The sequence below is a fragment of the Duganella lactea genome (genome assembly GCF_009857505.1).
In the GTDB taxonomy this organism is placed as follows: Bacteria; Pseudomonadota; Gammaproteobacteria; order Burkholderiales; family Burkholderiaceae_D; genus Rugamonas; species Rugamonas lactea.
This window is the reverse complement of record NZ_WWCP01000001.1, coordinates 134,361-158,360: the sequence shown is the minus strand read 5'-3', so window position 1 is coordinate 158,360 and position 24,000 is coordinate 134,361. Positions and strand designations below refer to the sequence as shown.

Here is a 24,000-nt window from a genome sequence, read left to right as displayed (position 1 = left end):
TCGCGCAAGCTGAGAGAAACCCTATTTAGGAGTTAGTTAGTATGCAACTCAACCCATCTGAAATCAGCGAGCTGATCAAGAGCCGTATTCAAGGCCTTGATGGTGGCGCTGAAGTACGTAACCAAGGCACGGTGATTTCCGTGGCCGACGGTATCGTCCGCATTCACGGTCTGTCGGAAGTTATGCAGGGCGAGATGCTGGAATTCCCCGGCAACACCTTCGGTCTGGCGATGAACCTGGAGCGCGATTCGGTTGGCGCCGTGATTCTGGGTGCTTACGAGCACATCTCGGAAGGCGACACCGTCAAAACCACCGGCCGCATCCTGGAAGTGCCGGTCGGTCCCGAACTGCGTGGCCGCGTGGTCAACGCGCTGGGCCAGCCGATCGACGGCAAAGGCGCCATCGACGCCAAGCTGACCTCGCCGATCGAAAAAATCGCCCCGGGCGTGATCGCCCGTGAGTCCGTATCGCAACCGATGCAGACCGGTCTGAAATCGATCGATGCGATGGTACCGATTGGCCGCGGCCAGCGTGAGCTGATCATCGGCGACCGCCAAACCGGTAAATCGGCCGTGGCCGTTGATGCGATCATCAACCAAAAAGGCCAGGGCATGACGTGCATCTACGTCGCCATCGGTCAAAAAGCCTCGACCATCAAGAACATCGTGCGCTCGCTGGAAGAGCACGGCGCGCTGGAGTACACCATCGTGGTGGCCGCCTCGGCGTCGGAATCGGCGGCGATGCAGTACATCTCGGCCTACTCGGGCTGCACCATGGGCGAATACTTCCGCGACCGCGGCGAAGACGCGCTGATCGTCTACGATGACCTGTCGAAGCAAGCCGTGGCCTATCGTCAGATCTCGCTGCTGCTGCGCCGTCCACCAGGCCGCGAAGCCTACCCTGGCGACGTGTTCTACCTGCACAGCCGTCTGCTGGAACGCGCGGCCCGCGTCAACGCCGACTACGTGTCGGCCTTCACCAACGGCGCCGTGACCGGCAAGACCGGTTCGCTGACCGCGCTGCCGATCATCGAAACCCAGGCGGGTGACGTGTCGGCCTTCGTGCCGACCAACGTGATTTCGATCACCGACGGCCAGATCTTCCTGGAAACGTCGCTGTTCAACGCCGGTATCCGTCCCGCGATCAACGCCGGTATCTCGGTGTCGCGCGTTGGTGGCGCCGCTCAGACCAAGGTCATCAAAAACCTGTCCGGCGGTATCCGTACCGACTTGGCCCAGTACCGTGAACTGGCCGCGTTCGCGCAGTTCGCTTCGGACCTGGACGAATCGACCCGTAAGCAACTGGACCGCGGCGCCCGCGTGACCGAACTGCTGAAACAGAAACAGTACTCGCCACTGTCGATCTCCCTGATGGCCGCCTCGCTGTTCGCAGTGAACAAGGGCTACCTGGATGACGTCGAAGTCAAAAAAGTGCTGTCGTTCGAAGCCGGCCTGCATGCGTACCTGAAGACCAAACAAGCTGACCTGCTGTCGAAGATTGAATCGTCGAAGCAGCTGGACAAAGACGGCGAAGCCGCCCTGTCCGCCGCTATCGCTGACTTCAAGAAATCCGGCGCATTTTAAGGTGCTTGGCGCTCCGGGGTGAACCTGGAGCGCCGTCAGCGCAGAAGGAGTAAGGACTCATGGCAGTAGGCAAAGAGATACGTGGCAAGATCAAAAGCGTAGAAAATACGAAGAAGATCACCAAGGCGATGGAAATGGTCGCCGCATCGAAAATGCGCAAAGCGCAGGATCGCATGCGCGCCGCCCGTCCCTACAGTGAGAAGATTCGCAACATCGCCGCTAATCTGGCCAACGCAAATCCAGAATACACGCACCCGTTCCTGGCCGATGAAGCCAAGGAAACGGCCAAGGCGATTGGTTTCATCGTGGTCACGACCGACAAGGGTCTGTGCGGCGGCATGAACACCAATATCCTGCGTATGGTGACGAACAAATCGCGTGAGCTCGAAGCGGCCGGCAACAAGATTGCCGCCGTTGCGATTGGTAATAAAGGGTTGGGTTTCCTGAATCGCGTTGGCGTTCCCGTGGTGGCGCAAGTCACCCAGATCGGCGACACCCCGCACCTGGAAAAACTGATCGGCCCCGTCAAAGTCATGCTGGAAAAGTTCCAGAACGGCGAGGTCGATGCGGTTTACCTCTGCTACACCAAGTTCATCAACACGATGAAACAGGAACCGGTCGTGCAGCAATTGCTGCCACTGCCGGCCGCGACCAAACAGGCTGACGCAGGTAATCACAACTGGGATTACATCTACGAGCCGGACGCGGGCACGGTCATCGACGAACTGCTGGAGCGCTATGTAGAAGCGCTGGTGTACCAGTCGGTGGCGGAAAACCTGGCGTCCGAGCAATCGGCGCGGATGGTGGCGATGAAGGCGGCAAGCGACAACGCAGGTAGTGTGATCGGCGAATTGAAGCTGATCTACAACAAGACCCGCCAAGCCGCGATTACCAAAGAACTCTCCGAAATCGTCGCCGGTGCGGCAGCGGTTTAAACGAATTTAACTATATTTGAAGGAACGAACATGGCTGATGGCAAAATCGTTCAGTGTATCGGCGCGGTGGTTGACGTTGAGTTTCCACGCAACGCAATGCCCAAGGTATTTGATGCCTTGAAGATGGAAGGCTCCGAGCTGACGCTGGAAGTACAACAACAACTGGGTGACGGTATCGTGCGTACCATCGCCCTGGGCTCGTCGGACGGTCTGCGTCGCGGCATGCAAATCCAGAACACCGGCAAGCCAATCATGGTGCCAGTGGGCAAAGCGACGCTGGGTCGCATCATGGACGTGCTGGGCAACCCGATCGACGAATGCGGCCCGGTCGCTCATGACCAGATCGCCTCGATCCACCGCGCCCCGCCAGCTTACGATGAGCTGTCGCCATCGCAAGACCTGCTGGAAACCGGCATCAAGGTGATTGACCTGGTCTGCCCGTTCGCCAAAGGCGGCAAGGTCGGTCTGTTCGGTGGCGCCGGCGTCGGCAAGACCGTGAACATGATGGAACTGATCAACAACATCGCTAAAGCGCACTCGGGTCTGTCCGTGTTCGCCGGTGTGGGTGAGCGTACCCGTGAAGGTAACGACTTCTACCACGAAATGGCCGACGCCAAAGTGGTGGACCTGGAAAACCCGGCCAACTCGAAAGTGGCGATGGTCTACGGTCAGATGAATGAACCACCAGGCAACCGTCTGCGCGTGGCGCTGACCGGTCTGACCATGGCCGAAGCGTTCCGTGATGAAGGCAAGGACGTGCTGTTCTTCGTCGACAACATCTACCGCTTCACGCTGGCCGGTACCGAAGTGTCCGCACTGCTGGGCCGTATGCCATCGGCGGTGGGTTACCAGCCGACGCTGGCCGAAGAAATGGGCCGTCTGCAAGAGCGCATCACCTCGACCAAAACCGGTTCGATCACCTCGATCCAGGCCGTGTACGTGCCAGCGGATGACTTGACCGACCCGTCGCCAGCGACCACCTTTGGTCACTTGGATTCGACCGTCGTGCTGTCGCGTGACATCGCCTCGCTGGGTATCTACCCAGCGGTGGACCCACTGGACTCGACCTCGCGTCAGCTGGACCCGCTGGTCGTCGGCCAGGACCACTACGACACCGCGCGTGCCGTACAGGGCACCCTGCAGCGCTACAAGGAACTGCGTGACATCATCGCGATTCTGGGTATGGACGAGCTGGCACCGGAAGACAAACTGCTGGTGGCGCGCGCACGTAAGATGCAGCGTTTCCTGTCGCAGCCATTCCACGTCGCTGAAGTGTTCACCGGCGCGCCTGGTAAATACGTGTCGCTGAAAGACACCATCAAGGGCTTCAAGATGATCGCCTCGGGCGAACTGGATCACCTGCCAGAGCAAGCGTTCTACATGGTCGGCACGATCGAAGAAGCCATCGAAAAAGCCAAGAAACTCAACTAATCAGTTGAGTTGACCGGTCCCGTCGCGAGGCGGGACCGTTCTACCCGATAGGACACACATGGCAAACACTATTCACGTTGACGTGGTTTCCGCCGAGGAGTTGATCTACTCTGGCGAAGCCGAATTCGTCGCGTTGCCGGGTGAGCAGGGCGAGCTGGGGATCTATCCCAAGCACACGCCGCTGATCACCCGTATCCGTCCGGGCGCGGTGCGCATCCAGATCCCAGGCCAGTCGGAAGAAGAGTTCGTCTTCGTCGCCGGCGGCCTGCTGGAAGTGCAGCCGGGCGCAGTGACGGTGTTGGCGGACACCGCGATTCGCGGCGCCGATCTGGACGAGGCCAAAGCGGCCGCAGCCAAGAAACGCGCCGAGGAAGCGCTGGCCAACAACAGCTCCGGCATCGACTACGCGAAAGCGCAAGCCGAACTGGCGGCGGCCATCGGCCAGCTGGCAGCGATCGCCAAGCTGCGCGACAAGCGCTAAGCAACGCAACAGCAGCATCAGCAAAAAGGCAGCTTCGGCTGCCTTTTTTACGTCTTTCACGGCAGCAAACCGGTTCGCTCAATCCTTGCAACTGCGCCGGTAGCCGGCCGGCGGCTTGCCGACCAGCTTTTCAAAATCGGTGGTGAAGTGTGACTGGTCGTAGTAGCCCAGCTGCTGCGCCAGTGCGGACAGGTCGATGTCGCTGCCTTTGGCCAGCAGATCGGACGCGTCCAGCAGGCGGTTGCGGCGGATTACCCACTTTGGCGTCGCGCCCACATAGTCCTTGAACAGCAGCTGCAGCTTGCGCACGCTGATGCCGACATGGTCCGCCAGTTGCTGCACCTGCGTGATGTCGGCGTTGTGTTCGATGGCTTGCAGAATCGCGGCAATGCGCTCCGTCATCGGATCGACTGGTGGCAGGGCCGTACGGATGATGGCGCTGGCGGCGGCCACCATGCCGGCGTCGTCGGCCGCGCTCAGTACGCGTTGCTCGGCCCCGGCGTCTTCGCAATCAAACACGGCGGACAACGGCAGCTCGCGGTTGGTGGCCGTCTGCACCGGCTGGCGCAGGAAGCCGCGAAACGCGCCCGGCCGGAAGCGCAGCCCCAGCACGCGGCCGCTGCCGCGCAGCGTGTATTCAAACGCCCCCGTCATCACGCCGAACACCGCCGTGCGGCCGGCGTCAAACACCACATGGATACAAGGCGAGGGCAGTGTGCGCTGCACATGCACCACGCCATCCGGCGGCGTCCACGCCACCAGCCAGAAATGTTCGATGAAGGGAGCGAGGTCGGCCTCGGGCAGATAGCGCTCCAGCCGGAAAATCTTTTCGCCGGCCGCCGGATTGACCACGCCGCGCGTCGGACGCGGTACACTTTGCAGCGATGTCATCATGCGTTCGCGTTTTTACAAGACCACCATCTTAGCAAGCGTTATCGTGAGTTTTTCACCACCACCGAGGAGAAACACATGCATCAGCAACTGACCTTGTTCCACTGCCCGCACACGCGCTCGACCGGCGTGCTGACCTTGCTGGAAGAACTGCACGCGCCCTACGAGCTGCAGGTGATGAACATGAAGAAGGGCGAGAACCGCGCAGCCGCCTATCTGGCCGTCAACCCGATGGGCAAGGTGCCGGCGATTCGCCATGGCGACGCCGTCGTCACCGAGCAGGTGGCCATTTACCTGTATCTGGCCGACCTGTTCCCGCAAGCGCATCTGGCGCCGCCGCTGGGCGATCCGCTGCGCGGCCCTTATCTGCGCTGGATGGCTTTCTACGGCAGCTGCTTCGAGCCGGCCATCGTCGACCAGTGGATGAAGAACCAGCCGGCCGACAAGCAGGCCTGCCACTACGGCGATTTCGACACCATGTTCAACACGCTGGTAGAACAGCTGGGCAAAGGCCCTTACCTGCTGGGCGAGCAGTTCAGCGCGCTGGACGTGTTGTGGGGCACGGCCTTCGGCTGGATGCTGATGTTTGGCATCGTGCCCAAACTGCCGGTCATCGAGCAATACGTCGAGCGCGTCAACCGCCGTCCGGCCGCCATTGCCGCCCGTGAGAAAGACGCGGCGCTGGCCGCCGAACAGGCCGCCGCGTGACCGTAACCCTCATCGGTCTGATCCTGGCGATGGGCTTGCCGTCGCTGTTCGCCTTTCTCAAGCACGGCAAGCAGCAGGGGCCCATCGAACTGTGGCCGCATCTGATCAAGAGCTGGGGTGGCTGCATCGCCGTGATGGCGCTGGTGCTGTTGTGGGAGCGGCGCACGCTGGCCAGCATCGGCATCGTTCCGGGCAATTACCTGGCCTGGCTGATCGGCGCCACGCTGGGGCTGACTATTCTGGCCACGTCGGTCATTTCGGTGATCCAGGCCAGCAAGGGCGGCAAGGCGGCGCTGCCTGAGGAGTCAGCCGAAGGCTTGAACCGGCTGCTTGGCAGGCCGGCATGGTTCCGCTGGGCGGTGGTCGTCACCGCCGGCATCACCGAGGAAATCATGTTCCGCGGCTACCCGATCGAACGTCTGCATGAACTGACCGGCAACCTGTGGATCGCCGCCCTGATCCCGCTGACGGTGTTCACGCTGGCCCATCTCGGCGGCTGGTCGTGGGGCCATCTGGTGGGCGTGCTGTTCGGCGGCAGCCTGCTGACCGGCCTGTACTTGTGGCAGCGCGATCTGATCGCCTGCATGATCGCCCACGTGCTGATCGACTCGCTGATTATCTTTTTGCCGGCGCTGCTTAAAAAACTGGCGGCCCGCGCCGCGCGGTATGCACATGCGCAGAACCAGGCTGCAAAGCCTTTTTGATGAGAGCGAGCGCTAACTCCGGTTGAGAATTGCCGCACATGAAGATGTCGGCGGCGGCGAAGCCGCATTCGGGCCAGGTGTGAATCGTGATGTGCGATTCGGCCAGCAGCACCACGCCGGTCACGCCCTGACCTTCGCCGAAGGCGTGGAAGTGGCTGAACAAAACCTGAGCGCCGGCCGCGTCGGCGGCGCCGCGCAGCAGCGTTTCCAGCGCGGCGCAGTTGCTTAATTTTTCGGCAGAGATTCCGTTCAGATCGGCCAGCACATGCTGACCGGATGGCGCATGCGCCACCGGCGCGGCCACGCCCGCCGGCAAGGATGCGCGCTTCACTTGTGGCCTCCGCCGCCCGAACCGCCGCCCCAGCTGCCGCCGCCGGCGCCGGTGTGCGAACTCCAGGCGCTGCCGCGCGAGGCACCGCCGCCGGCGCCGCCCATCCGGCTCCAGCTGGTGCCGGCGCTGAACAACACCACGATAATCGCGTAGATGAAGAATCTAGTCATGCTTGGTCATTGTTATCGAGGAAGGTCGCCGGCAGGTAGATCGCCAGCGCGGCGATCGCGCTCAGGAACCAGGTGTCGCCAAAGTTGAACAGCAGCGGGATCGCGTTCACCGCCAGCATGAGGCCGATGATGTACTTGGCCGTCGTGCGATGACGGTTGTTGGCGAACGGCTGGTTCCTGGACGGCGATTTGATCTTGCCCTTGAAGGCGCTGCCAAACCACAGCGCCAGCTGGTCGGCCGATACCGGCGAGGAGCGCGACCACGTCATCTCCTGCGGCGTGGTCTCGGACGCCAGCCGCAGTTGACCTGCCTGGAATTCCTCCACCTGCGTTTTGTCGCCGACGCTGACGCGCCAGTTGAAGGCGCCCACCGCGTAGGTCACCACCGCGCCGTAGTCGTACAGGCGGGAAAAGCTGACCTTATCCACAAGCACTGTGCCGGCGCCCGGCGTGTACGTCAGCGGCCAATCGGACAGCACGTTGGCGCCGGACCAGCCTTCGTCGGTCTCCACCAGCCACGAGAAGCCGGCGCGCGGGCCGTACATCAGGTATTCGTTCCACTGCGTGCCTTCGTCGTCGGCGCGGCGCATCATGCCGATGATGGTGAAGTTCTGGTTGTTGATGTTGGCGGTGGCGCCCAGTTCCAGCGTCAGCGGCACGGCGGCCACGCGTTCGCCGGCGGCCACCACTTGCGCTTTGGGACTGGCGGCGTCGATCTGCGTGGCGCAGGCCGGGCACACCAGATTGGCCGTCACGCCGGGCAGATATTTGATCGGGCTGCCGCATGCGGGGCAGTCCAGCGCATCGAGCTTGCCGCGATAGCGGCCGGCGGCGCGCTGGATGGTGTCGTCGTCGCGCAGCAACTGGCATTGCAGGCTGTCCAGCGTGACCGCGAGGCCGGTGTAGACCACCGGCACCGGGCCGTCCGAATAATCGAGCGTGATGAATTCCGCGCCACGGCGGAAGTCGGCCACGCGCGCCTGGTAGCCGTCGCCCACCTTGAAGGGCAGCTCGCCCTGGCCGCCGACGCAATCGGCCAAGCGCACCTCGGCCGCCGTGTAGACGCCGCCGCCGATCGGGTAGCCGCGCCCCGGCACCAGGTCGTCGAAGGCCTGGGTCTGCGTCTCGCCCTGGTATTCGGCGGTGATGGTGTACATGCCGGACGAATCGCCCAGCCACGCGGTTTTGCCATCGTCAAAAAACAGGAACCACTCGTTCCACATGCCGGCCGAATAGCGCAGCTGGATGCGGCCCACCACCGTGAACGGCCGGCCACCGAGCACGCCGGCGGTGCCGATCTGGATCGGCGAATAGTCCTCCAGCACGGACGACATCTTGCCCAGGTCTTTGACGGCGTCCTGGTCCTTGAGCACGCGCGTGCTGCAATACTCGCAGACCGCCATGACCGAGGCGTGCGAGCGGAATTTGACCTCCGCGCCGCAGCTGGGACAGGAAACGATTTGCATGCGGTGTTAGCCGATCAGTTTTTTCAGTAGTTCAGCCTTGCTGCTGTCGTAGTCGGTGGCCGAGATCAGGCCTTTATCCAGCAGGCCTTTGAGCTTCTCAAGTCGCGCCTCGATGGAGTCCTCCGCCGGCGCGGCGGCTTGCGGCGCCAGCGTGTTGCCCAGCGTCTGGCCGATCACCTGGCCCACCGTCATGCCGGCGCCCAGACCGGCGCCGATGCCGGCCAGGCCGCCCTCGTTGCCGGCCGCCAGCGGGATCGCGCTGGCCACCTGGTACTTGGTAAAGCCGGCCATCTTGTCGGCGCTCATGCCGCCCTTCATGCCGGCCGAGATGCGCTCGTCCAGTGCCGCCTGCAGTTCCTCCGGCAAGCTGACGCTGGCCACATTGAATTCATCGAGCGCGATGCCGTAGCGCGCGAACGCGGCGGTCAGGTCGCCCTTGACCTGCTGCGCCATCAGCGCCTGGTTGGCCGCCATGTCGAGGAACGGCACTTGCGACGCGCCCAGCGAGCTGGCCATGGTCGCCATCAGGATGCCGCGCAGCTGGTCTTCCACCTCGTCGCGGGTGTAGACCTCGCGCGTGCCGCTGATTTCGGTGAAGAAGGCGCGCGCGTTGGTCACCCGGTACGAGTACATGCCGAAGGCGCGCACGCGCACCATGTCGAAGTCCTTGTCGCGGATGGTGATCGGCTGCGGCGTGCCCCATTTGCGGCCGGTCTGCACGCGGGTGCTGAAGAAGTACACGTCCGACTTGAACGGCGAATCAAACAGCTTGTCCCAGTTTTTCAGGTTGGTCAGCAGCGGCAGCGTGCGGGTGGTCAGCGTGTGGGTGCCGGGGCCGAACACGTCGGCGATCTGGCCCTCGTTGACGAACACCGCCACCTGCGACTCGCGCACCACCAGCTGGCCGCCGTTCTGGATCTCCTGGTCGGCCATCGGAAAGCGCCACGCCAGCACGCCCTCGGTGTCCTCGTTCCATTGCAGTACATCGATAAACTGCTTCTTGATAAAGCTGCCGATACCCATGATGGTCCTCGCTTAGGAAATGCAGGCGCCGTTGATGACGCCGATGGAAAGTGAAATCGCGCCCAGCAGGCCGCCGAAGGCCGTGTTGTTGGCCTCGATCTGGTCTTTGGACATGTTGAGCACGCGCGTGGCGATCCCATACGCCAGCCCCTGGATCACCATGGCGCCGAAGGCCCAGGCGAAAAACTGCTGGTAATCGAGAGTATGCATCAGCGCGGAACCAATAGTGATCGAAAAGCCGATCAGCGCCCCGCCCAGCGACAGCGCGGCCGCCTGATTCCCCTCGCGGATCAGTTTCACCTCGTCGAAAGGCGTCATCCAGGTGTAGGCTTTGAAGAACGCGGCCAGCAGCAACGCGGCCAGCAACAGGTGGATCAGATAATTTAGTATGGCGGGCACGTCACACCTTCATGTAAAGTTATTACTTGATAATAAAGCAAACGCGCTCAATGAACAAAAAGATTCTGATCCTGTCCGTCTTTGTGGTGGCCTCCTGCGGCCTGGCGTATGAGCTGATCGCCGGCGCGTTATCGAGCTATCTGCTGGGCGATTCGGTGTTGCAGTTTTCCACCATTATCGGATGCTACCTGTTTGCGATGGGCGTGGGCGCGCATTTCTCCAAGTACGTCAAGGATGAAGACGTGCTGGCGCGCTTTGTCGATATCGAACTGGCGGTCGGCCTGGTGGGCGGCGTTTCGGCGGCGGTGCTGTTCCTCACCTTCTCGTGGATGACGGCGCCGTTCCGCACCATGCTGTACACGATGGTGTTCCTGGTCGGCGTGTTCGTCGGCATGGAGGTGCCGCTGGTGATGCGCGCGCTGAATGCGCGGCAGACCGAATTCAATGAACTGGTCAGCAAGGTGCTGACGTTCGACTATCTGGGCGCGCTGGCGGTGTCGGTGCTGTTCCCGCTGGTGCTGGCACCGTACCTGGGACTGGTGCGCACCGGTTTCATGTTCGGCATGCTGAATGTGGGCGTGGCGCTGTGGACAATCAGCGTGTTTCGCACAGAGCTGAAAAACGTCACCGGCCGCATGCTGCGCGCCAGCGCGGTGATGTGCGTGCTGGTGTTCGGCTTTGCCTTCGCCGACAAGATGACGCACTGGGGCGAGCATGGCCTGTTCGGCGATGAAATCGTCTACGCCACCACCACGCCGTATCAGCGCCTGGTGATCACGCGCTGGAAGGACGATACGCGCCTGTACATCAACGGCAACCTGCAATTCTCGTCGCGCGACGAATACCGCTATCACGAAGCGCTGGTGCATCCGGTGCTGGAGGCGCTGCCGTGGGCCCGGCGCGTGCTGGTGCTGGGCGGCGGCGACGGCCTGGCGCTGCGCGAGATCCTGCGCTACAAAAATATCGAGCATGTGACGCTGGTCGACCTGGACCCGGCCATGACCACCGCCTTCACGCAGCGCGCGGAACTGGTCAAGCTGAATAACGCCTCCTTCAGCGACAAGCGGGTGCGCGTGATCAACGCCGACGCGGCGATCTGGCTGCAGCATAACGACGATATGTTCGACGCGGTGATCGTCGATTTCCCCGATCCATCCAGCTTCGCGCTGGGCAAGCTGTATTCGGTGCCGTTCTACGGCATGGTGCGCAAGCATCTGGCGGCCAACGGTTTGATGACGGTGCAATCGACGTCGCCGTTCTTCGCGCCGCACGCCTTCTGGACCATCGACGCCACGCTGCGCGATGTCGGCATGAAGACCTGGCCGTATCACGCCTATGTGCCGTCGTTCGGCGAGTGGGGCTTTATTCTGGCGTCGCCGCAGGCGTCGTACACGCCGCCGGTCAGCTACCGTTTGCCGATGCGCTACCTGAACGCCGACACCACGCGCGAGATGTTCATCTTCCCGCCGGACATGAAGCCGCTGCCGATGGCGCCGAATCGCCTCAACACCCAGTCGCTCGTGCATGAATTCGAGCAGGACTGGCGGCGGGTGATACGCTGATGCTGCGCCGCTCTTTCCTCGTCTGGGCCGGCGCCACCGTGGCCGGCAGCGGGCTGGCCTTCCAGCGCTGGCAGGAGATTACGCCAACGCTGCACTACGTCGGCCGCGACGAAGGCCACTTCCTGCGCGACAAGCACGCGCTGCCGCCGCCATCGCGGATTATCGACACCGATATCGCGATACTCGGTTCCGGCGTCTCCGGCCTCACTGCCGCGTGGAAGCTCAAAAAGCTGGGCAAGACGCAGGTGCTGATGATCGACGGCCCGCAGCCCTATGGCAACGCGGCCGGCGGCGCCTTCGGTGAATATGCCTATCCGACCGGCGCGCATTATCTGCCGCTGCCGTCGCCGGAATCAACGCATGTGCGTGAAATTCTGGCGGACCTGGGCATCATCCAGAAAGATCCTTACGGCGAGAAGCCTTACTACGACGAGCGCTTCATCCTGCACGCGCCGGAGGAACGCCTGCTGCACAACGGCCACTGGCAGGAAGGCTTCATCCCCACCGACGGCGTGCCGCAATGGGAGCTCGATGAGCACAAGCGCTTCTTCGACGAGGTGCGCCGCCTGCGGCAGACGCACGGCGCGGATGGCCGGCGCGTTTTCGTTTTTCCGACGGTGATGTCGTCGGAAGACCCGGCGTGGCAGGCGCTGGACCGCATCACGCTCAAACAGTGGATGGATCAAAACGGCTACAAGTCGCCGACGCTGCACTGGTATCTGAACTACTGCTGCCGCGACGACTACGGCACCCGCTATGACAAGGTATCCGCCTGGGCGGGACTGCACTACTACTGCAGCCGCTGGGGGCAGGCCGCCAATGCCGGCGACGGCGCCTGGCTGACCTGGCCGGGCGGCTTGCAGCCGCTGGCCTCGGGCATCGAGCGCGCGGCCGCCGTGCGGCGCATGGCCGGGACGGCGGTGTCGCTGAAAAAAACGGCGGGCGGCGTCGAGGCGCTGTGCTTCAAGCTGGAAAACGGCAAGCCGACCAGCTATCTGGTGCGCGCCCGCAAGGCCATCTGCGCGATGCCGACCTACGTCGCCGCGCGGGTTGTGGATAACATCGGCGAATACGGTTTCGACGCCGCCAGGCACGCGCCGGAATACGCGCCGTGGATGGTGGCGAACTTCCTGCTCAAGCGCTTCCCCGAGGAGCTGCAAGGGGGGACCAACCCGCAGCCGCTATCGTGGGACAACGTGGTGTACAGCGAGCCGGGACTGGGCTACGTGGTCTCCACGCACCAGGACATCCGCGTGCAGCCGCCGGCCAAGACGGTGTTCAGCGCCTACGTCGCGCTGTCGGACCGCAAGGCCAGCAGCGCGCGTCACTGGATGGCCTCCGCCAAACCGGAGGAGTTGCTGGCGCTGGCCAGCGCCGATCTGAAAACCGCTTACGGCGGCCAGCTTGCCGCGTGCGTCGAGCGGGTCGACATCACGCTGCGTGGCCACGCGATGGCGGTCCCCTGGCCCAACTTCCGCGGCAACGCCGGCATGAAGGCACTGCGCGAAGTCGATGGCCCGATTCTGTTCGCCCACGCCGACCTGTCGGGCTTCTCGGTCTTCGAGGAAGCCGCCTGGTGGGGCATCCGCGCGGCACAGCTGGCGGCAAAGTGATATGCTCAAAGCATGACCCATAATGCCCGCGAGCGCTTCCGCGCCAACCCAAAACTCAAGCTGCGTGATGAGGATGCGGACGACACCGCGTTTTCGACGCGTGCCGCCAACCCCAAACTCGGCAAGTCGCGCGCCAAGGCGCTGGACCTGGAGCGCACCGCCGCGCTGATCGACCGTATCTCGGCGCTGCAGGACAAGCTGTACGCGCAGCGCAAGCAAAAAGTGCTGCTGGTCTTGCAGGCCACCGATACCGGCGGCAAGGACGGCACGGTGCGCGCCCTGTTCAAGGGGATCAATCCGATGGGGTTGCGCGCGGTGTCCTTCAAGGGACCGACCGACAACGAACTGGCGCACGACTATCTGTGGCGCGTGCATCAGCATGTGCCGGTGCTGGGCGAGATCGCCATCTTCAACCGCAGTCATTACGAGGATGTGCTGATCACCAAGGTACAGGGCTGGATCGACGACGCGGAATGCAAGCGCCGTTATGCGCAGATCCGCGATTTCGAACGCATGCTGGCGGAAACGGGCACGGTCATCATCAAGGTGTTCCTGCATATCTCGAAGGAAGAACAGCGCGAGCGCCTGCAGGAACGACTGGACGATCCGGACAAGCAGTGGAAGTTCAATCCGGAAGATATCAAGCAACGTGAAAAATGGGGCGACTATCAGCGTGCGTATGAAAAGGCGATCCGCGAGACCGACGCGCCGCACGCGCCATGGTATGTGGTGCCGGCCAATTCCAAGACCCATCGTAATCTGGTGATCGCCAGCCTGCTGCTGGAAACGCTGGAAAGCATGGACCTGCATTATCCGCCGCCGCATCCGGACCTGTCGTCTTTCACCGTGGAGTAAGGAGAATGCCTGATGTTGCCAATCAAGCTGCAACTGAAAGATCCGCGCCTGCTGCGTCAGCAGGCCTACCTCAACGGCGAGTGGCGCGACGCTGACAGCGGCAAGGCGCTGGCCGTCACCAATCCCGCCACCGGCGAACAAATCGGCACCGTGCCGGTGATGGGCGCGGCCGAAACCAAACGCGCCATCGAGGCCGCCAACGCCGCCTGGCCGGCATGGCGCAAAAAGCCGGCCGCCGAGCGTGCCCGCATCCTGCGCAAGTGGAATGACCTGATCCTGGAAAACACCGACGACCTGGCGCTGCTGATGACGGCGGAGCAGGGCAAGCCGCTGACCGAGTCGCGCGGCGAGGTGGCGTATGGCGCTTCGTTCATCGAATGGTTTGGCGAGGAAGCCAAGCGCGTGGCCGGCGAGACGCTGGCGTCGCCCTGGCCGGACCGCCGCATCCTGGTGACGAAGGAACCGATCGGCGTGTGCGCCGCCATCACGCCGTGGAATTTCCCGATCGCGATGATCACCCGCAAAGCCGGCCCCGCGCTGGCGGCGGGCTGTCCGATGGTGCTCAAGCCGGCCGAGGCGACGCCTTACTGCGCGCTGGCGCTGGCGGTATTGGCCGAACGGGCGGGCGTGCCGCCGGGCGTGTTCAGCGTGTTGACCGGCAAGTCGAAAGACATCGGCGGCGAGATGACTGCCAATCCGCTCGTGCGCAAGCTGAGTTTCACCGGCTCCACCGAGGTGGGCCGGCTGCTGATGGAGCAGTGCGCGCCGACCATCAAGAAGCTGTCGCTGGAACTGGGCGGCAACGCGCCGTTCATCGTGTTCGACGATGCCGATCTGGATGCGGCGGTCGAGGGCGCGATCGCCTCCAAGTACCGCAACGCCGGCCAGACCTGCGTCTGCGCCAACCGCCTCTACGTGCAGGACGGCGTGTACGAGGCGTTCGCGCAAAAGCTGGTGGCTGCGGTGGATAAACTCAAGGTCGGCAACGGCGTGGAGGACGGCGTCACGCAAGGCCCGCTGATCGATGGCAAAGCGGTGGAGAAGGTCGAGCAGCATGTCGCCGATGCGCTGTCCAAGGGCGGCCGCCTGCTGTTGGGCGGCAAGCGCCACGCGCTGGGCCACAGCTTCTTCCAGCCGACCGTGATCGCCGACATCCGCGAGGACATGCTGGTGGCGAAGGAGGAAACCTTTGGCCCGCTGGCGCCGCTGTTCCGCTTCAAGACCGACGAGGAAGCCATCACGCTGGCCAACAACACCGAGTTCGGCCTGGCCAGCTATTTCTATTCGCGCGACGTCGGCCGCATCTGGCGCGTGGCGGAAGGGCTGGAGAGCGGCATGGTCGGCGTCAACACCGGTCTGATTTCCACCGAGGTGGCGCCGTTCGGCGGCGTCAAGCAATCCGGCCTGGGACGGGAGGGCTCGCACCTCGGCATCGAGGACTACCTGGTGGTCAAGTACATCTGCCTCGGCGGCATATAAGTGCGACGGTGCCGCCGTCGCTCAGGCGGTCCACCATGCGTTTGACGGCCGCCATCTGGCGGCCCGCTTTTTGTGCATAGCGCGTGTCGTCGTGCGCCCACCAGTCCCAGCATGCCTTCGGATTGTAGAAGGTGGCCGAGGTTTGCGGATACAGGATCAGCAGCTTGTTGTTGTCGGCCCAGGCGTTGTAGCCGGCGCGGCGCACAAACAGCGTGCCGATATTGTCGGGGTTTTGCTGGCAGCCGTGGAAGGCCACATGCAGACGGCAGCCGCCGCCTTCGCACGATGGCGGAATGTACAGATAGCCCAAGTCCGCCATGCCGTGCCAGGTGGGCAGGGCGATGAATTCCGACTGGTCGAACGCGATGAAGCGGCCCGACAGTGTGCTGGCGCGCGCGGCCAGCGGGCCGTAGATCCAGCTCAGCAATTCGCCGGCGGCGTCGTAGTTGCAGTGGTTGATGTAGGGCGTGCCCAGCGCCGAACAGGGGTTGCCGTAGCTGTCGGTGGGCATCGCGTGTTCGGCGGCCAGGTTGCGCTTGTAGGAGATGCGGTTGGCGTCGATGTAGTGGCGGTAGTAGGTCAGCAGATCGTTGCCGACCGCCTGCGGCACCACCGAGTCCAGCGTGCCGGAAAACATCCACACGCGGTGGCTGGCCAGCGCGCTGGTGGGGTCGATGGTTTGCGAGGCGGCGAACCAGTCGGTGAGGGCGATCAGCTCCGGCACGCGCGTGCCGCCGGGGCGCACGCGGCAGGCCAGCAGTTCCTCGTTGCAGCTGCAACGGGTGGTGGCGATGTACACGCTGCCTTGCGCGCAGAAATACGGGCCACCGGCGATGACGCCGGCGCCCATCACCGTGCGCGAGTAGGCCACCTCGAACTGCACCGCCATGTAAGCACCGGACGACAGTCCGGACACGCTGACCTGCGTCGCCCGCAGCGCCGGCAGTGATACCACCTGCGCCTGCGCGGCGCCGATCCACAACAATAAGCACAGAAACAATTTTCGCATGGCCGCCCCCCGTCGTTCCCGCGATGGCGGGAATCCATGCCGAGGTGGCCGGCTGATGGCCTGTGGATTTTCGCCTGCGCGGCAATGACGATATCGCGCGGGGGCGCATTTTGCTTAATCTGGGCCAATCGTGCGACGGGAACTAAATTGAACTAGAATGGATTTTTCTACACACTTTCCGGTCCGACACCATGTCCAAGTCCCTCGCCCTGTGCCTCGTTTCCTCGCTGACCATCATGGCCGGCGCTCCCGCGTTCGCGCAAGCTCCCGCCGCCGCTCCGGCCGCCCCCGCCGCAGCGGCGCCGGCCAGCTGCCCGGCCATCCTCAAACAGACCTTCAAGCGCCTGCAGGACGAGACGCCGCAGGACCTGTGCCAGTACGCCGGCAAGGTGATTCTGGTGGTCAACACCGCCAGCTATTGCGGCTTCACCAACCAGTACGAAGGGCTGGAAGGCCTGTACGCCAAATACGGCAGCAAAGGCCTGGTGGTGCTGGGCTTCCCGTCCAACGACTTCGGCCAGCAGGAGCCGGGCAGCAGCAAGGAAATCGCCGACTTCTGCTACAACACCTATGGCGTGAAGTTCCCGATGTTTGCCAAGTCGGTGGTGTCCGGCAAGGAGCCTAACCCGCTGTTCGCCAACCTGATCAAGGCCACCGGCAAGGCGCCGGCGTGGAACTTCCACAAATACCTGATCGACCGTCACGGTAATGTGGTGAACAACTTCGGCAGCAAGGTCACGCCGGGCGACAAGCAGCTGGTCGGTGCCATCGAAAAAGCGCTGGGCTCCTGATCAGCGCTTGGCGTTGGCCGCCTTGCGCAGGTCGGTCGGTAACTCCCTGATCGGGCAGTAGCGATAGTTGGTGATGTTGCCGGCGATGTTCTGCTGGAAGGTCAGCGCATTGTCGACCGTCACCTGCTGGTGCTGGATACTGCGCGGCGCCGACCCGGCGCCGGCGTCGATGCAGGACTGTTCCACCGTATATTTCTTGCCTTGACGTTTCAGTACCTTGGCCTTGCACGACCGGGTATGTGCGGTGGAAATGCCCTTGCCGTCATACTGACGGATGGCGGCGTTGGGTGGCGCGCCGCATTCCGAGCCTTCCGCCACATAGATACCCGGTTTCAGGCGATACACGCCGCCCGGTTTGGGCGTTCTGTCTGCGCTGGCCGAGGCCGCTCCCGCGACGGCCATCAGCACGGCGCATGCGGCCCATCGGCTGCTGGTTTTGTGCATTGCTCATCCTTCCCTTCCGTTGCAAACAGCCGCAGTTTATAGCGCCGCTGATGGATTGTCGCGCCCGTTTGTCGCGGTGGCCAGCGCAAAGCCCTCATCGAGCCAGCCGGTGATGCCGCCGCTCATCAGCTTGACCGGCCGGCCCAGTCGCGCCAGCCGCAAGGCGGCGCGGGCCGCGCCGTTGCAATGCGGTCCGGCGCAGTAGACCACGAACAGCGTATCGGCCGGGAATTCGGCGAGCTTCGCGCCGATGATCTTGCGGTGCGCCAGATCCAGCGCGCCCGGCACGTGGCCGGCCGCGTACTTCTCGGTGCCGCGCACATCGAGCAGCACAAAGTCCTGCTGGCCGCCGCTGATGGCGTCATGCACATCCCAGCAATCGGTTTCGTAACGGAAGCTGGCTTCAAAGTGGGCCAGCGCGGCGGCGCTGTCGGCGGCGGGAATGGCGGTAATCAGGGACATCGGACGCTCCTTTCAGGTTGAGCGTTGATTGTGCCGCCGTCCCGCCAGCGCCAGAAGTGGCGCGTCTGCCAATCTACGGTAAGATTGCGCCATGAAAAATCACCTCGTTGTGGCGCTGGCGTATGACCGGCTGTGCACTTTCGAGTTCGGCTGCACGGTCGAACTGTTTGCGCTGGAACGCCCGGAACTGGGCGTGGACTGGTACGACTTCGCCGTCTGCGCCGTGGAGGAGGGACCGATCCGCGCAGCCGGCGGCATCACCGTGCAGGCGCCGTACCAGCCGGAATTGCTGACGCGCGCCGACACCATCATCGTTCCCGGCTGGCGCGATGCCGCCGAACCGCCGCCCCCGCCATTGCTGGACTGGATACGCGCCGCCCACGCGCGCGGCGCGCGACTGTGTTCGATCTGCTCGGGCGTGTTCGTGCTGGCCGCTGCCGGCGTGCTGGACGGCCAGCGCGCCACCACCCACTGGCGCTATGCCGAGCGGCTGGCGCAGCGTTATCCGCGCATCGAGGTGCAGCCCGATCATCTGTATGTGGATAACGGCCAGGTGATCACCGCCGCCGGCTCGGCCGCCGGGCTGGACATGCTGCTGCATCTGGTGCGGCGCGACCATGGCGCCAAGATCGGCAACGTGGTGGCGCAGCGGCTGGTGGTGGCGCCGCACCGCGAGGGCGGACAGGCGCAGTTCCTGCCGCGGCCGATGGCGCAGGGCGAGCAGGGCCGGTTGTCGCGGCTGATGGACTGGCTGCGCAGCCATCCGGCGCAGGCGCACACGGTGGCCAGCATGGCCGCGCGCGCGGCGATGAGTCCGCGCACCTTGCAGCGCCAGTTTCAGCAGACCACCGGCCTTGGCCCGGTCGAGTGGCTGATCCGCGAGCGGGTCGCCATCGTCAAGGAGCTGCTGGAGGAACCGGATGTGCCGCTGGCGCGGATCGCCGAGCGCGCCGGCTTCGGCTCCGAGGAAACGCTGCGCCACCATTTCCGTCGGCTCACCGCCACCACACCGGGCGCTTACCGAAAACGCTTCGTGCTAAGGTAGCCGTTCATACATGGCGCCCGCCAGCATGCCGTTCGACTTTATAGCCGATCAAAAATGGAGCCGGACGATGGCGTGAAAATCTTGTGGTAGAGCCGCGATGCGTAATCGTCCGTTGTTCCGGCAATATAGTCGCAGATCACCCGGCGACACTGACCGTGCTGCTTCTTCTCATGATATTCCTGATATTCACGCGCATATTTTTCGGGCAAAAGACGCTGCGGGTTGGCGTCGATCGCTTCGAATAACCGGACGATCATTTGTTGTCCTTTGTATTCGAGGGTTTGCACTTCCGCAGTTTTGATCACATGATCGACGACGAAACCCTGCAGGATTTTTAGTTCTTTCTTTGCCGTCTCAAACATCACCGCATTGGTATCCAACAGTGGATCTTGAAATTTTTCGAGACTGGTTAGTTGTGTGGATCGTATGAAGTACCCAACCAACTCACTGATTGCCTTTTTGCGGGTTTTGTTGAGGCCTGAGAAAAGATTAGCGGAAATGTCCGCGATTTTAGGTTTTAAGCCGCTGGCGTCGCCCAGCGCATCGAACTTTTCTGTGACTTCGAGATTCCATTGACGCTCTTTGACCAGCGACAGCGCGACGGCATCTTCGAGATCATGCACGCCGTAAGCAATGTCATCGGCTAATTCCATGATCGAGGTGTCCAGCGCCTTATACATCGTGCGTTGATGCTTGTTGTTTACCGCAGCAACAGATTGAAACAAAGGACGATCTGCTGCGACGGGTTGTAAAATAAAATCCAAGCTATCGCTATCGCAGTCAAAAACGCATTTCGGCGGCTTGTAGGCGTCAAGATTGATAGAGGACTTTTCTTCCCCATACGCTGCCACATTCACTGTGCTCGAATAGGTGGCAGGATATTTGAGCAGACCCAATAGCGTGCGGCGCGTCAGATTCAGGCCGTTGTCGTCAGAATATTCACCCAACTTCGTGCAAATGCGTAAGGTCTGCGCATTCCCTTCAAAGCCACCGTCATCGCGCATCACATAATTCAATGCGACTTCTCCTCCGTGCCCAAAAGGCGGGTGGCCAATGTCGTGCGCTAAAGCGATCGATTCGATTAAATTTGCAGAAGGCAAAAGCTGTTTCTGATCTTCCGAGAGCTGCTGCGATTCCAGATGTTCCACGATACCCGAAGCGATCTGCGCAACCTCAATCGAATGAGTCAACCGAGTGCGATAAAAGTCGCTTTCGCCCAAGCCCAGGACTTGGGTTTTTCCCTGAAGGCGGCGGAAAAAAGCGGAGTGAATGATCCGTGCCCGATCCCGGCTGTAGTTGTCCCTGATACGGGCATCCTGATTGGCGTTTTCTAATCGCGCTTCCCATGTAGTCATGCTGACGTTACCTCTCCCTGTTGGAATTTACTTATGGTAACATAAATTTTTTAAAGGAAAGTTTTCCTATCGCAAAAAGCAGCGCAACGCGCCGCGCAGGGCGTTGCAGAGGACGATCTCGTCGGCGGCTTCCAGCATGGCGCGGGTGATGACCGCTGCGCTGGCGTTCCAGGCCGGATCGTCCAGCATCACGCCGCGCATCACGCCGGGCAGCACGCCGGCGCTCAGTGGCGGTGTCAGCCATCGGCCGTCGAGGCGGACGAAGACGTTGCTGCGGCCGCCCTCGGTCAACTCGCCGCGTTCGTTGAAGAACAGGGTGTCGAAAGCGCCTTGTGCTTCGGCATCGCGCCAGGCGGCGTCGTAGCGCTGGCGGATGCTGGTTTTGTGGCGCAGGAACAGGTCGTTACTGCTACTGCGGTCTTCCGCCAGCAGCACGCGCACCGGTTCGGCCAGCGGCGTCAGCGGCGCGTGCTGCACCGAGAAGGCGCCGTTGACGCTGAGCGCGAGCCGCAGGCGATAGGCGGCGTGCTGTGCTTCCAGCGTGGCGCAGGCGGTATCCAGATAGGCATGCGCCGCCTGCTCATCCCAGGGGAAGCCGAAGTAGTGCGCCGACGCGGCCAGCCGTTTCAGGTGGCGCTCGCGATGGCGCACGCCGTTGCCCGGCGTGGCGTGCATAGTTTCGAAGAGTTCAAATTCGTTTTGCAGGCCGGTGAGGAAGCGCGCCTTGAGTTTGCACTCGGCGTATTCCTCGTCGGCGTCGCTGTCGAAGACGATGCCGGCGCCGACGCCCATTTCGCCGCGGCGCACGCCGTCCGCGCCCGGCGGCCGCAAGGTCAGTGTGCGGATCGGCACCGCCATGCAGAAGTCGCCCACCTGGTCGGCGTTGCCGTCCTGGCGCGGATCGAACCAGCCGATGGCGCCGGTGTAGATGCCGCGCGCGTCCGGCTCCAGTTCGCGGATGATTTCCATGGTGCGGCGCTTCGGCGCGCCGGTGATGGAGCCGCATGGATAGAGCGCCTCGAAGAGGTCGGCCAGCGTGGCGTCGGCGCGCAGACGCGCGGTGATGGTGGAGGTCATCTGCAGCACGCTGGCGTAGCGGTGCACCTCGAACAGCGCCGGGACCTCGACGCTGCCGGTGGTGGCGACGCGCGCGATGTCATTGCGCAGCAGGTCGACGATCATCAGGTTCTCGGCGCGGTTCTTCGGATCGGCGGCGAGGTTGGTGGCGCGCAGGATGTTTTCCGCCTGCTGTTTCGGCGGCGCGGCCGGTGCGGTGCCTTTCATCGGCCGCGCGGTCAGTTCGCCGTCCTCGTGGCGCACGAACAGTTCGGGCGACAGCGACAGCACGGCGCTGCCGTCATCGAGCGCGATCAGCGCACCGTAGGGAACCGGCTGGCGGCCGCGCAGACGCGCGTATAAAGCATGGATGCCGCCAAACGCGTCAAAACGCAGCCGGTAGGTGTAATTGACCTGGTAGGTGTCGCCGGCGGCGATGTAGTCGTGGATGCGCGCCAGCGCCCCGCTAAACGCCTGCTGATCGATGTTGGCGCGGATGTTGGCCACGCCGGCGGGGCGTTCGATCGGAAAGGAGCGCGCGGCCAGCCAGTCGCCGACTTCCGCCGCCGACAGCAGCGCGCAGCGGCGGAACAGCAGGATCCGCGCCAATGGCGCCGGCGTCTGTCCCGGCGGGACCGCGCGCGGCGGCGCCACTTCAAGCAAAGCCTCACCCAGTTCGTAGGTGCATACGGTGACCGCGTATTCGCCGCGCGCCAGCGCCGCTTGCATCTGTTCCAGCAGCTGCGGCCATTGGGCGATGTCGTCGCAGCGCAGCGTGCCGGCGTGCTCTGTGTACAGGCGCGAACGTCCGCCGGTCAGGGTGGCTTCCGGGCTGGCGTCGTCCAGCAGCGCGAATACTTCGGTGTTCATTTACGAGAGCAGTAACGTGATGTGCAGCGCCGCGTCCTGCGCCGGATTGTTTTTGAAGCCGCTCTTGGCGTAACGGTGCCAGCGGCCGATGACGAAGCTGGTCAGCATCGCCGCGCGCGCGGCGGTATCGGCTTCGTGCGCCTGGCCTTCGCTGGCGGCGAGGCGCAAGGCCTGCTTCAGCGCCAGCTCGACGCGGTCGTAGAACTGGTTCATGCGCAGTTGCAGGCGTTCGTCCTCGTTGACCAGCGCGTCGCCGTTCAGCACCCGCGTCATGCCCGGATTCTGGCTGGCGAAGTTGAGCAGCATGGCGACGATGTCGCGCGCCTGCGCCATGCCGTCGCTTTGACGCTCGGCGATCTGGTTGATCAGGCCGAACACGGATGATTCGATGAATTCGATCAGCCCCTCGAACATCTGTGCCTTGCTGGCGAAATGCCGGTACAGCGCGGCCTCGGAAAACGCCAGCTTGCGCGCCAGCGCGGCGGTGGTGATCTTGTCGCCCTTGGGCTGTTCCAGCATCTCCGCCAGCGCCTGCAGTATCTGCAAACGGCGCTGGCCTGGCGGTGTGCTTGCCATATGATCTCGCGATTAAAAGTGTTGGTCAGCGCAGCTGGTGCAGGCGTGACGGCAGGTTCCTGACGGATTTTACTTTGACATCGACGTAAGCGGGGCGAATCAGCCTTTTTTGCGGATGCGCCAGGCCGGCGCTGTCGCCGATGGTGAGGTATTGCGTGACCCACGCGGTGCGCATGCCCAACTGGCGCGCGCTGCGCAGATTGGCCAGTGTGTCCTCCACCAGGATGCAGCGTTGTGGCGTGAGCTGGTGGCGGCGCATCAGTTTGCGCAGCATCAGCTTCGACGGCTTGGGACGCATGTGGCGGTGCACCGTCATCGCCTCCACCGCGATGTGGTGGTTGAAGTGGCGCTGCAGGCCCAGATGCCAGAGCACCTGCGACGAGTAGCGGTGCGGCGCGTTGGTCAGCAAAATTTTGCGGCCGGGCAGGCGGCGCAGCAGCTGGCGCAGTCCGCGCTCGGCGCGGATCATCGCGCTCAGGTCATCGAAGCGGTGGGTTTCATCGAGAAAGTGCGCGGCCTTCACGCCATGGTGCTTGACCACGCCCAGCGTGGTGGCGCCGTAGCGCTGCCAGTACAGCGTGCGCGTGGCGTTCACCAGAGCCTCGCTGGCGGGCGTGACGCCGTCTCCCAGCAGACGCGCGAGATAGCGGTTCATGCCGGCCATGATCGCGGGGAAAATGGCGTGCGAGGCGTTGTGCAGGGTGTTATCGAGATCAAACAGCCACACGGGCGAGGAGCGGGTAATATTCACGTTGTCTCTA

25 protein-coding genes are annotated in these 24,000 nt (G+C 63.2%); 12 read left to right on the top strand and 13 right to left on the bottom strand.

Going from position 1 to position 24,000, the window contains the following annotated elements; translation table 11 throughout:
- Positions 1–41 precede the first annotated feature (41 nt).
- The 4 genes from atpA to GTP44_RS00765 are packed head-to-tail and all read left to right on the top strand — an operon-like array spanning position 42 to position 4,430.
- Positions 42–1,583: a F0F1 ATP synthase subunit alpha gene (gene atpA, locus GTP44_RS00780; protein WP_160988424.1), complete on the top strand. Its 1,542-nt coding sequence runs from the start codon at positions 42–44 to the stop codon at positions 1,581–1,583.
- Positions 1,584–1,642: 59 nt separating this feature from the next.
- On the top strand, positions 1,643–2,518 hold the full coding sequence (gene atpG / locus GTP44_RS00775; RefSeq protein ID WP_160988425.1) for a F0F1 ATP synthase subunit gamma: 876 nt from the start codon (positions 1,643–1,645) through the stop codon (positions 2,516–2,518).
- Positions 2,519–2,548: 30 nt separating this feature from the next.
- Positions 2,549–3,949 carry a F0F1 ATP synthase subunit beta gene (atpD, locus tag GTP44_RS00770; protein ID WP_072782968.1) on the top strand — a complete coding sequence of 467 codons (1,401 nt, stop codon included), beginning with the start codon at positions 2,549–2,551 and terminating at the stop codon, positions 3,947–3,949.
- Between the two features lie 58 nt (positions 3,950–4,007).
- On the top strand, positions 4,008–4,430 hold the full coding sequence (locus GTP44_RS00765; protein WP_160988426.1) for a F0F1 ATP synthase subunit epsilon: 423 nt from the start codon (positions 4,008–4,010) through the stop codon (positions 4,428–4,430).
- Between the two features lie 78 nt (positions 4,431–4,508).
- Here the strand turns inward: GTP44_RS00765 and GTP44_RS00760 are convergent, their stop codons facing one another.
- Positions 4,509–5,324 (bottom strand): AraC family transcriptional regulator, encoded by an 816-nt coding sequence (locus GTP44_RS00760; protein ID WP_308494288.1) that lies wholly within the window; start codon positions 5,322–5,324, stop codon positions 4,509–4,511.
- A 75-nt stretch (positions 5,325–5,399) separates the two neighbouring features.
- On the opposite strand from GTP44_RS00760, the gene GTP44_RS00755 reads away from it, so the two are divergent.
- Both GTP44_RS00755 and GTP44_RS27785 read left to right on the top strand, forming a co-directional pair.
- On the top strand, positions 5,400–6,029 hold the full coding sequence (locus tag GTP44_RS00755; RefSeq protein WP_161017918.1) for a glutathione S-transferase family protein: 630 nt from the start codon (positions 5,400–5,402) through the stop codon (positions 6,027–6,029).
- Positions 6,026–6,733, top strand: coding sequence for a CPBP family intramembrane glutamic endopeptidase (locus GTP44_RS27785; protein WP_161017917.1), 708 nt, complete (start codon positions 6,026–6,028; stop codon positions 6,731–6,733). The genes GTP44_RS00755 and GTP44_RS27785 overlap by 4 nt, the downstream gene beginning before the upstream one ends.
- Here the strand turns inward: GTP44_RS27785 and speD are convergent.
- From speD to GTP44_RS00730, 5 genes are read right to left on the bottom strand one after another with little or no spacing between them, the layout of a single operon-like run.
- Positions 6,666–7,049: an adenosylmethionine decarboxylase gene (gene speD / locus GTP44_RS00745; RefSeq protein ID WP_202412607.1), complete on the bottom strand. Its 384-nt coding sequence runs from the start codon at positions 7,047–7,049 to the stop codon at positions 6,666–6,668. The genes GTP44_RS27785 and speD overlap by 68 nt on opposite strands.
- An 11-nt stretch (positions 7,050–7,060) precedes the next feature.
- Positions 7,061–7,234, bottom strand: coding sequence for a hypothetical protein (locus GTP44_RS27095; protein WP_202412608.1), 174 nt, complete (start codon positions 7,232–7,234; stop codon positions 7,061–7,063).
- Complete coding sequence (locus tag GTP44_RS00740; protein WP_161017915.1) at positions 7,231–8,700, bottom strand: DUF4178 domain-containing protein; 1,470 nt, start codon at positions 8,698–8,700, stop codon at positions 7,231–7,233. The genes GTP44_RS27095 and GTP44_RS00740 overlap by 4 nt, the downstream gene beginning before the upstream one ends.
- A 6-nt stretch (positions 8,701–8,706) precedes the next feature.
- The gene (locus GTP44_RS00735; RefSeq protein WP_160988431.1) at positions 8,707–9,723 is read right to left on the bottom strand and encodes an SPFH domain-containing protein; all 1,017 of its coding nucleotides are present in this window, start codon (positions 9,721–9,723) and stop codon (positions 8,707–8,709) included.
- A gap of 12 nt (positions 9,724–9,735) precedes the next feature.
- The gene (locus GTP44_RS00730; protein ID WP_160988432.1) at positions 9,736–10,122 is read right to left on the bottom strand and encodes a DUF350 domain-containing protein; all 387 of its coding nucleotides are present in this window, start codon (positions 10,120–10,122) and stop codon (positions 9,736–9,738) included.
- Between the two features lie 50 nt (positions 10,123–10,172).
- On the opposite strand from GTP44_RS00730, the gene GTP44_RS00725 reads away from it, so the two are divergent.
- Genes GTP44_RS00725 through GTP44_RS00710 form a run of 4 tightly spaced genes read left to right on the top strand, consistent with a single transcriptional unit; the run spans position 10,173 to position 15,631 of the window.
- The gene (locus GTP44_RS00725; RefSeq protein ID WP_160988433.1) at positions 10,173–11,684 is read left to right on the top strand and encodes a polyamine aminopropyltransferase; all 1,512 of its coding nucleotides are present in this window, start codon (positions 10,173–10,175) and stop codon (positions 11,682–11,684) included.
- On the top strand, positions 11,684–13,297 hold the full coding sequence (locus GTP44_RS00720; protein WP_161017914.1) for an NAD(P)-binding protein: 1,614 nt from the start codon (positions 11,684–11,686) through the stop codon (positions 13,295–13,297). Before GTP44_RS00725 ends, GTP44_RS00720 begins: the two co-directional genes overlap by 1 nt.
- 12 nt (positions 13,298–13,309) lie before the next feature.
- Complete coding sequence (locus GTP44_RS00715) at positions 13,310–14,152, top strand: polyphosphate kinase 2 family protein (protein WP_161017913.1); 843 nt, start codon at positions 13,310–13,312, stop codon at positions 14,150–14,152.
- A 12-nt stretch (positions 14,153–14,164) separates the two neighbouring features.
- The gene (locus GTP44_RS00710; RefSeq protein WP_161017912.1) at positions 14,165–15,631 is read left to right on the top strand and encodes an NAD-dependent succinate-semialdehyde dehydrogenase; all 1,467 of its coding nucleotides are present in this window, start codon (positions 14,165–14,167) and stop codon (positions 15,629–15,631) included.
- Here the strand turns inward: GTP44_RS00710 and GTP44_RS00705 are convergent.
- Complete coding sequence (locus GTP44_RS00705) at positions 15,603–16,640, bottom strand: extracellular catalytic domain type 2 short-chain-length polyhydroxyalkanoate depolymerase (protein WP_229256722.1); 1,038 nt, start codon at positions 16,638–16,640, stop codon at positions 15,603–15,605. The genes GTP44_RS00710 and GTP44_RS00705 overlap by 29 nt on opposite strands.
- Before the next feature lie 191 nt (positions 16,641–16,831).
- Here GTP44_RS00705 and GTP44_RS00700 point away from each other — a divergent pair, with 191 nt between their 5' ends.
- Complete coding sequence (locus tag GTP44_RS00700; RefSeq protein ID WP_161017911.1) at positions 16,832–17,431, top strand: glutathione peroxidase; 600 nt, start codon at positions 16,832–16,834, stop codon at positions 17,429–17,431.
- Here GTP44_RS00700 and GTP44_RS00695 read toward each other — a convergent pair whose 3' ends face one another.
- Together GTP44_RS00695 and GTP44_RS00690 are read right to left on the bottom strand one after the other, a co-directional pair.
- Entirely contained in the window at positions 17,432–17,875 is a 444-nt protein-coding gene (locus GTP44_RS00695; protein WP_161017910.1) for a hypothetical protein, read from the bottom strand.
- A gap of 36 nt (positions 17,876–17,911) precedes the next feature.
- Positions 17,912–18,337: a rhodanese-like domain-containing protein gene (locus GTP44_RS00690; RefSeq protein ID WP_161017909.1), complete on the bottom strand. Its 426-nt coding sequence runs from the start codon at positions 18,335–18,337 to the stop codon at positions 17,912–17,914.
- Positions 18,338–18,428: 91 nt separating this feature from the next.
- On the opposite strand from GTP44_RS00690, the gene ftrA reads away from it, so the two are divergent.
- Positions 18,429–19,382 carry a transcriptional regulator FtrA gene (ftrA, locus tag GTP44_RS00685; protein ID WP_161017908.1) on the top strand — a complete coding sequence of 318 codons (954 nt, stop codon included), beginning with the start codon at positions 18,429–18,431 and terminating at the stop codon, positions 19,380–19,382.
- 38 nt (positions 19,383–19,420) lie between these two features.
- Here the strand turns inward: ftrA and GTP44_RS00680 are convergent, their stop codons facing one another.
- The 4 genes from GTP44_RS00680 to GTP44_RS00665 form a co-directional block, all read right to left on the bottom strand.
- Complete coding sequence (locus GTP44_RS00680) at positions 19,421–20,737, bottom strand: anti-phage deoxyguanosine triphosphatase (RefSeq protein WP_161017907.1); 1,317 nt, start codon at positions 20,735–20,737, stop codon at positions 19,421–19,423.
- 66 nt (positions 20,738–20,803) lie between these two features.
- Complete coding sequence (locus GTP44_RS00675; protein ID WP_161017906.1) at positions 20,804–22,663, bottom strand: chorismate-binding protein; 1,860 nt, start codon at positions 22,661–22,663, stop codon at positions 20,804–20,806.
- A complete protein-coding gene (gene slmA / locus GTP44_RS00670) occupies positions 22,664–23,239 on the bottom strand; it encodes a nucleoid occlusion factor SlmA (RefSeq protein ID WP_160988442.1) in 576 nt (191 codons plus the stop codon).
- 25 nt (positions 23,240–23,264) lie between these two features.
- Positions 23,265–23,990 (bottom strand): HAD-IA family hydrolase, encoded by a 726-nt coding sequence (locus GTP44_RS00665; RefSeq protein WP_371867121.1) that lies wholly within the window; start codon positions 23,988–23,990, stop codon positions 23,265–23,267.
- Positions 23,991–24,000 lie beyond the last annotated feature (10 nt).

Coding starts and splice junctions, on each gene's coding strand:
- atpA (WP_160988424.1), top strand. CDS start 42: ATGCAACTCAACCCATCTGAAATCAGCGAGCTGATCAAGAGCCGTATT.
- atpG (WP_160988425.1), top strand. CDS start 1,643: ATGGCAGTAGGCAAAGAGATACGTGGCAAGATCAAAAGCGTAGAAAAT.
- atpD (WP_072782968.1), top strand. CDS start 2,549: ATGGCTGATGGCAAAATCGTTCAGTGTATCGGCGCGGTGGTTGACGTT.
- GTP44_RS00765 (WP_160988426.1), top strand. CDS start 4,008: ATGGCAAACACTATTCACGTTGACGTGGTTTCCGCCGAGGAGTTGATC.
- GTP44_RS00760 (WP_308494288.1), bottom strand. CDS start 5,324: ATGATGACATCGCTGCAAAGTGTACCGCGTCCGACGCGCGGCGTGGTC.
- GTP44_RS00755 (WP_161017918.1), top strand. CDS start 5,400: ATGCATCAGCAACTGACCTTGTTCCACTGCCCGCACACGCGCTCGACC.
- GTP44_RS27095 (WP_202412608.1), bottom strand. CDS start 7,234: ATGACTAGATTCTTCATCTACGCGATTATCGTGGTGTTGTTCAGCGCC.
- GTP44_RS00740 (WP_161017915.1), bottom strand. CDS start 8,700: ATGCAAATCGTTTCCTGTCCCAGCTGCGGCGCGGAGGTCAAATTCCGC.
- GTP44_RS00735 (WP_160988431.1), bottom strand. CDS start 9,723: ATGGGTATCGGCAGCTTTATCAAGAAGCAGTTTATCGATGTACTGCAA.
- GTP44_RS00725 (WP_160988433.1), top strand. CDS start 10,173: ATGAACAAAAAGATTCTGATCCTGTCCGTCTTTGTGGTGGCCTCCTGC.
- GTP44_RS00720 (WP_161017914.1), top strand. CDS start 11,684: ATGCTGCGCCGCTCTTTCCTCGTCTGGGCCGGCGCCACCGTGGCCGGC.
- GTP44_RS00715 (WP_161017913.1), top strand. CDS start 13,310: ATGACCCATAATGCCCGCGAGCGCTTCCGCGCCAACCCAAAACTCAAG.
- GTP44_RS00710 (WP_161017912.1), top strand. CDS start 14,165: ATGTTGCCAATCAAGCTGCAACTGAAAGATCCGCGCCTGCTGCGTCAG.
- GTP44_RS00705 (WP_229256722.1), bottom strand. CDS start 16,640: ATGCGAAAATTGTTTCTGTGCTTATTGTTGTGGATCGGCGCCGCGCAG.
- GTP44_RS00700 (WP_161017911.1), top strand. CDS start 16,832: ATGTCCAAGTCCCTCGCCCTGTGCCTCGTTTCCTCGCTGACCATCATG.
- GTP44_RS00695 (WP_161017910.1), bottom strand. CDS start 17,875: ATGCACAAAACCAGCAGCCGATGGGCCGCATGCGCCGTGCTGATGGCC.
- GTP44_RS00690 (WP_161017909.1), bottom strand. CDS start 18,337: ATGTCCCTGATTACCGCCATTCCCGCCGCCGACAGCGCCGCCGCGCTG.
- ftrA (WP_161017908.1), top strand. CDS start 18,429: ATGAAAAATCACCTCGTTGTGGCGCTGGCGTATGACCGGCTGTGCACT.
- GTP44_RS00680 (WP_161017907.1), bottom strand. CDS start 20,737: ATGACTACATGGGAAGCGCGATTAGAAAACGCCAATCAGGATGCCCGT.
- GTP44_RS00675 (WP_161017906.1), bottom strand. CDS start 22,663: ATGAACACCGAAGTATTCGCGCTGCTGGACGACGCCAGCCCGGAAGCC.
- slmA (WP_160988442.1), bottom strand. CDS start 23,239: ATGGCAAGCACACCGCCAGGCCAGCGCCGTTTGCAGATACTGCAGGCG.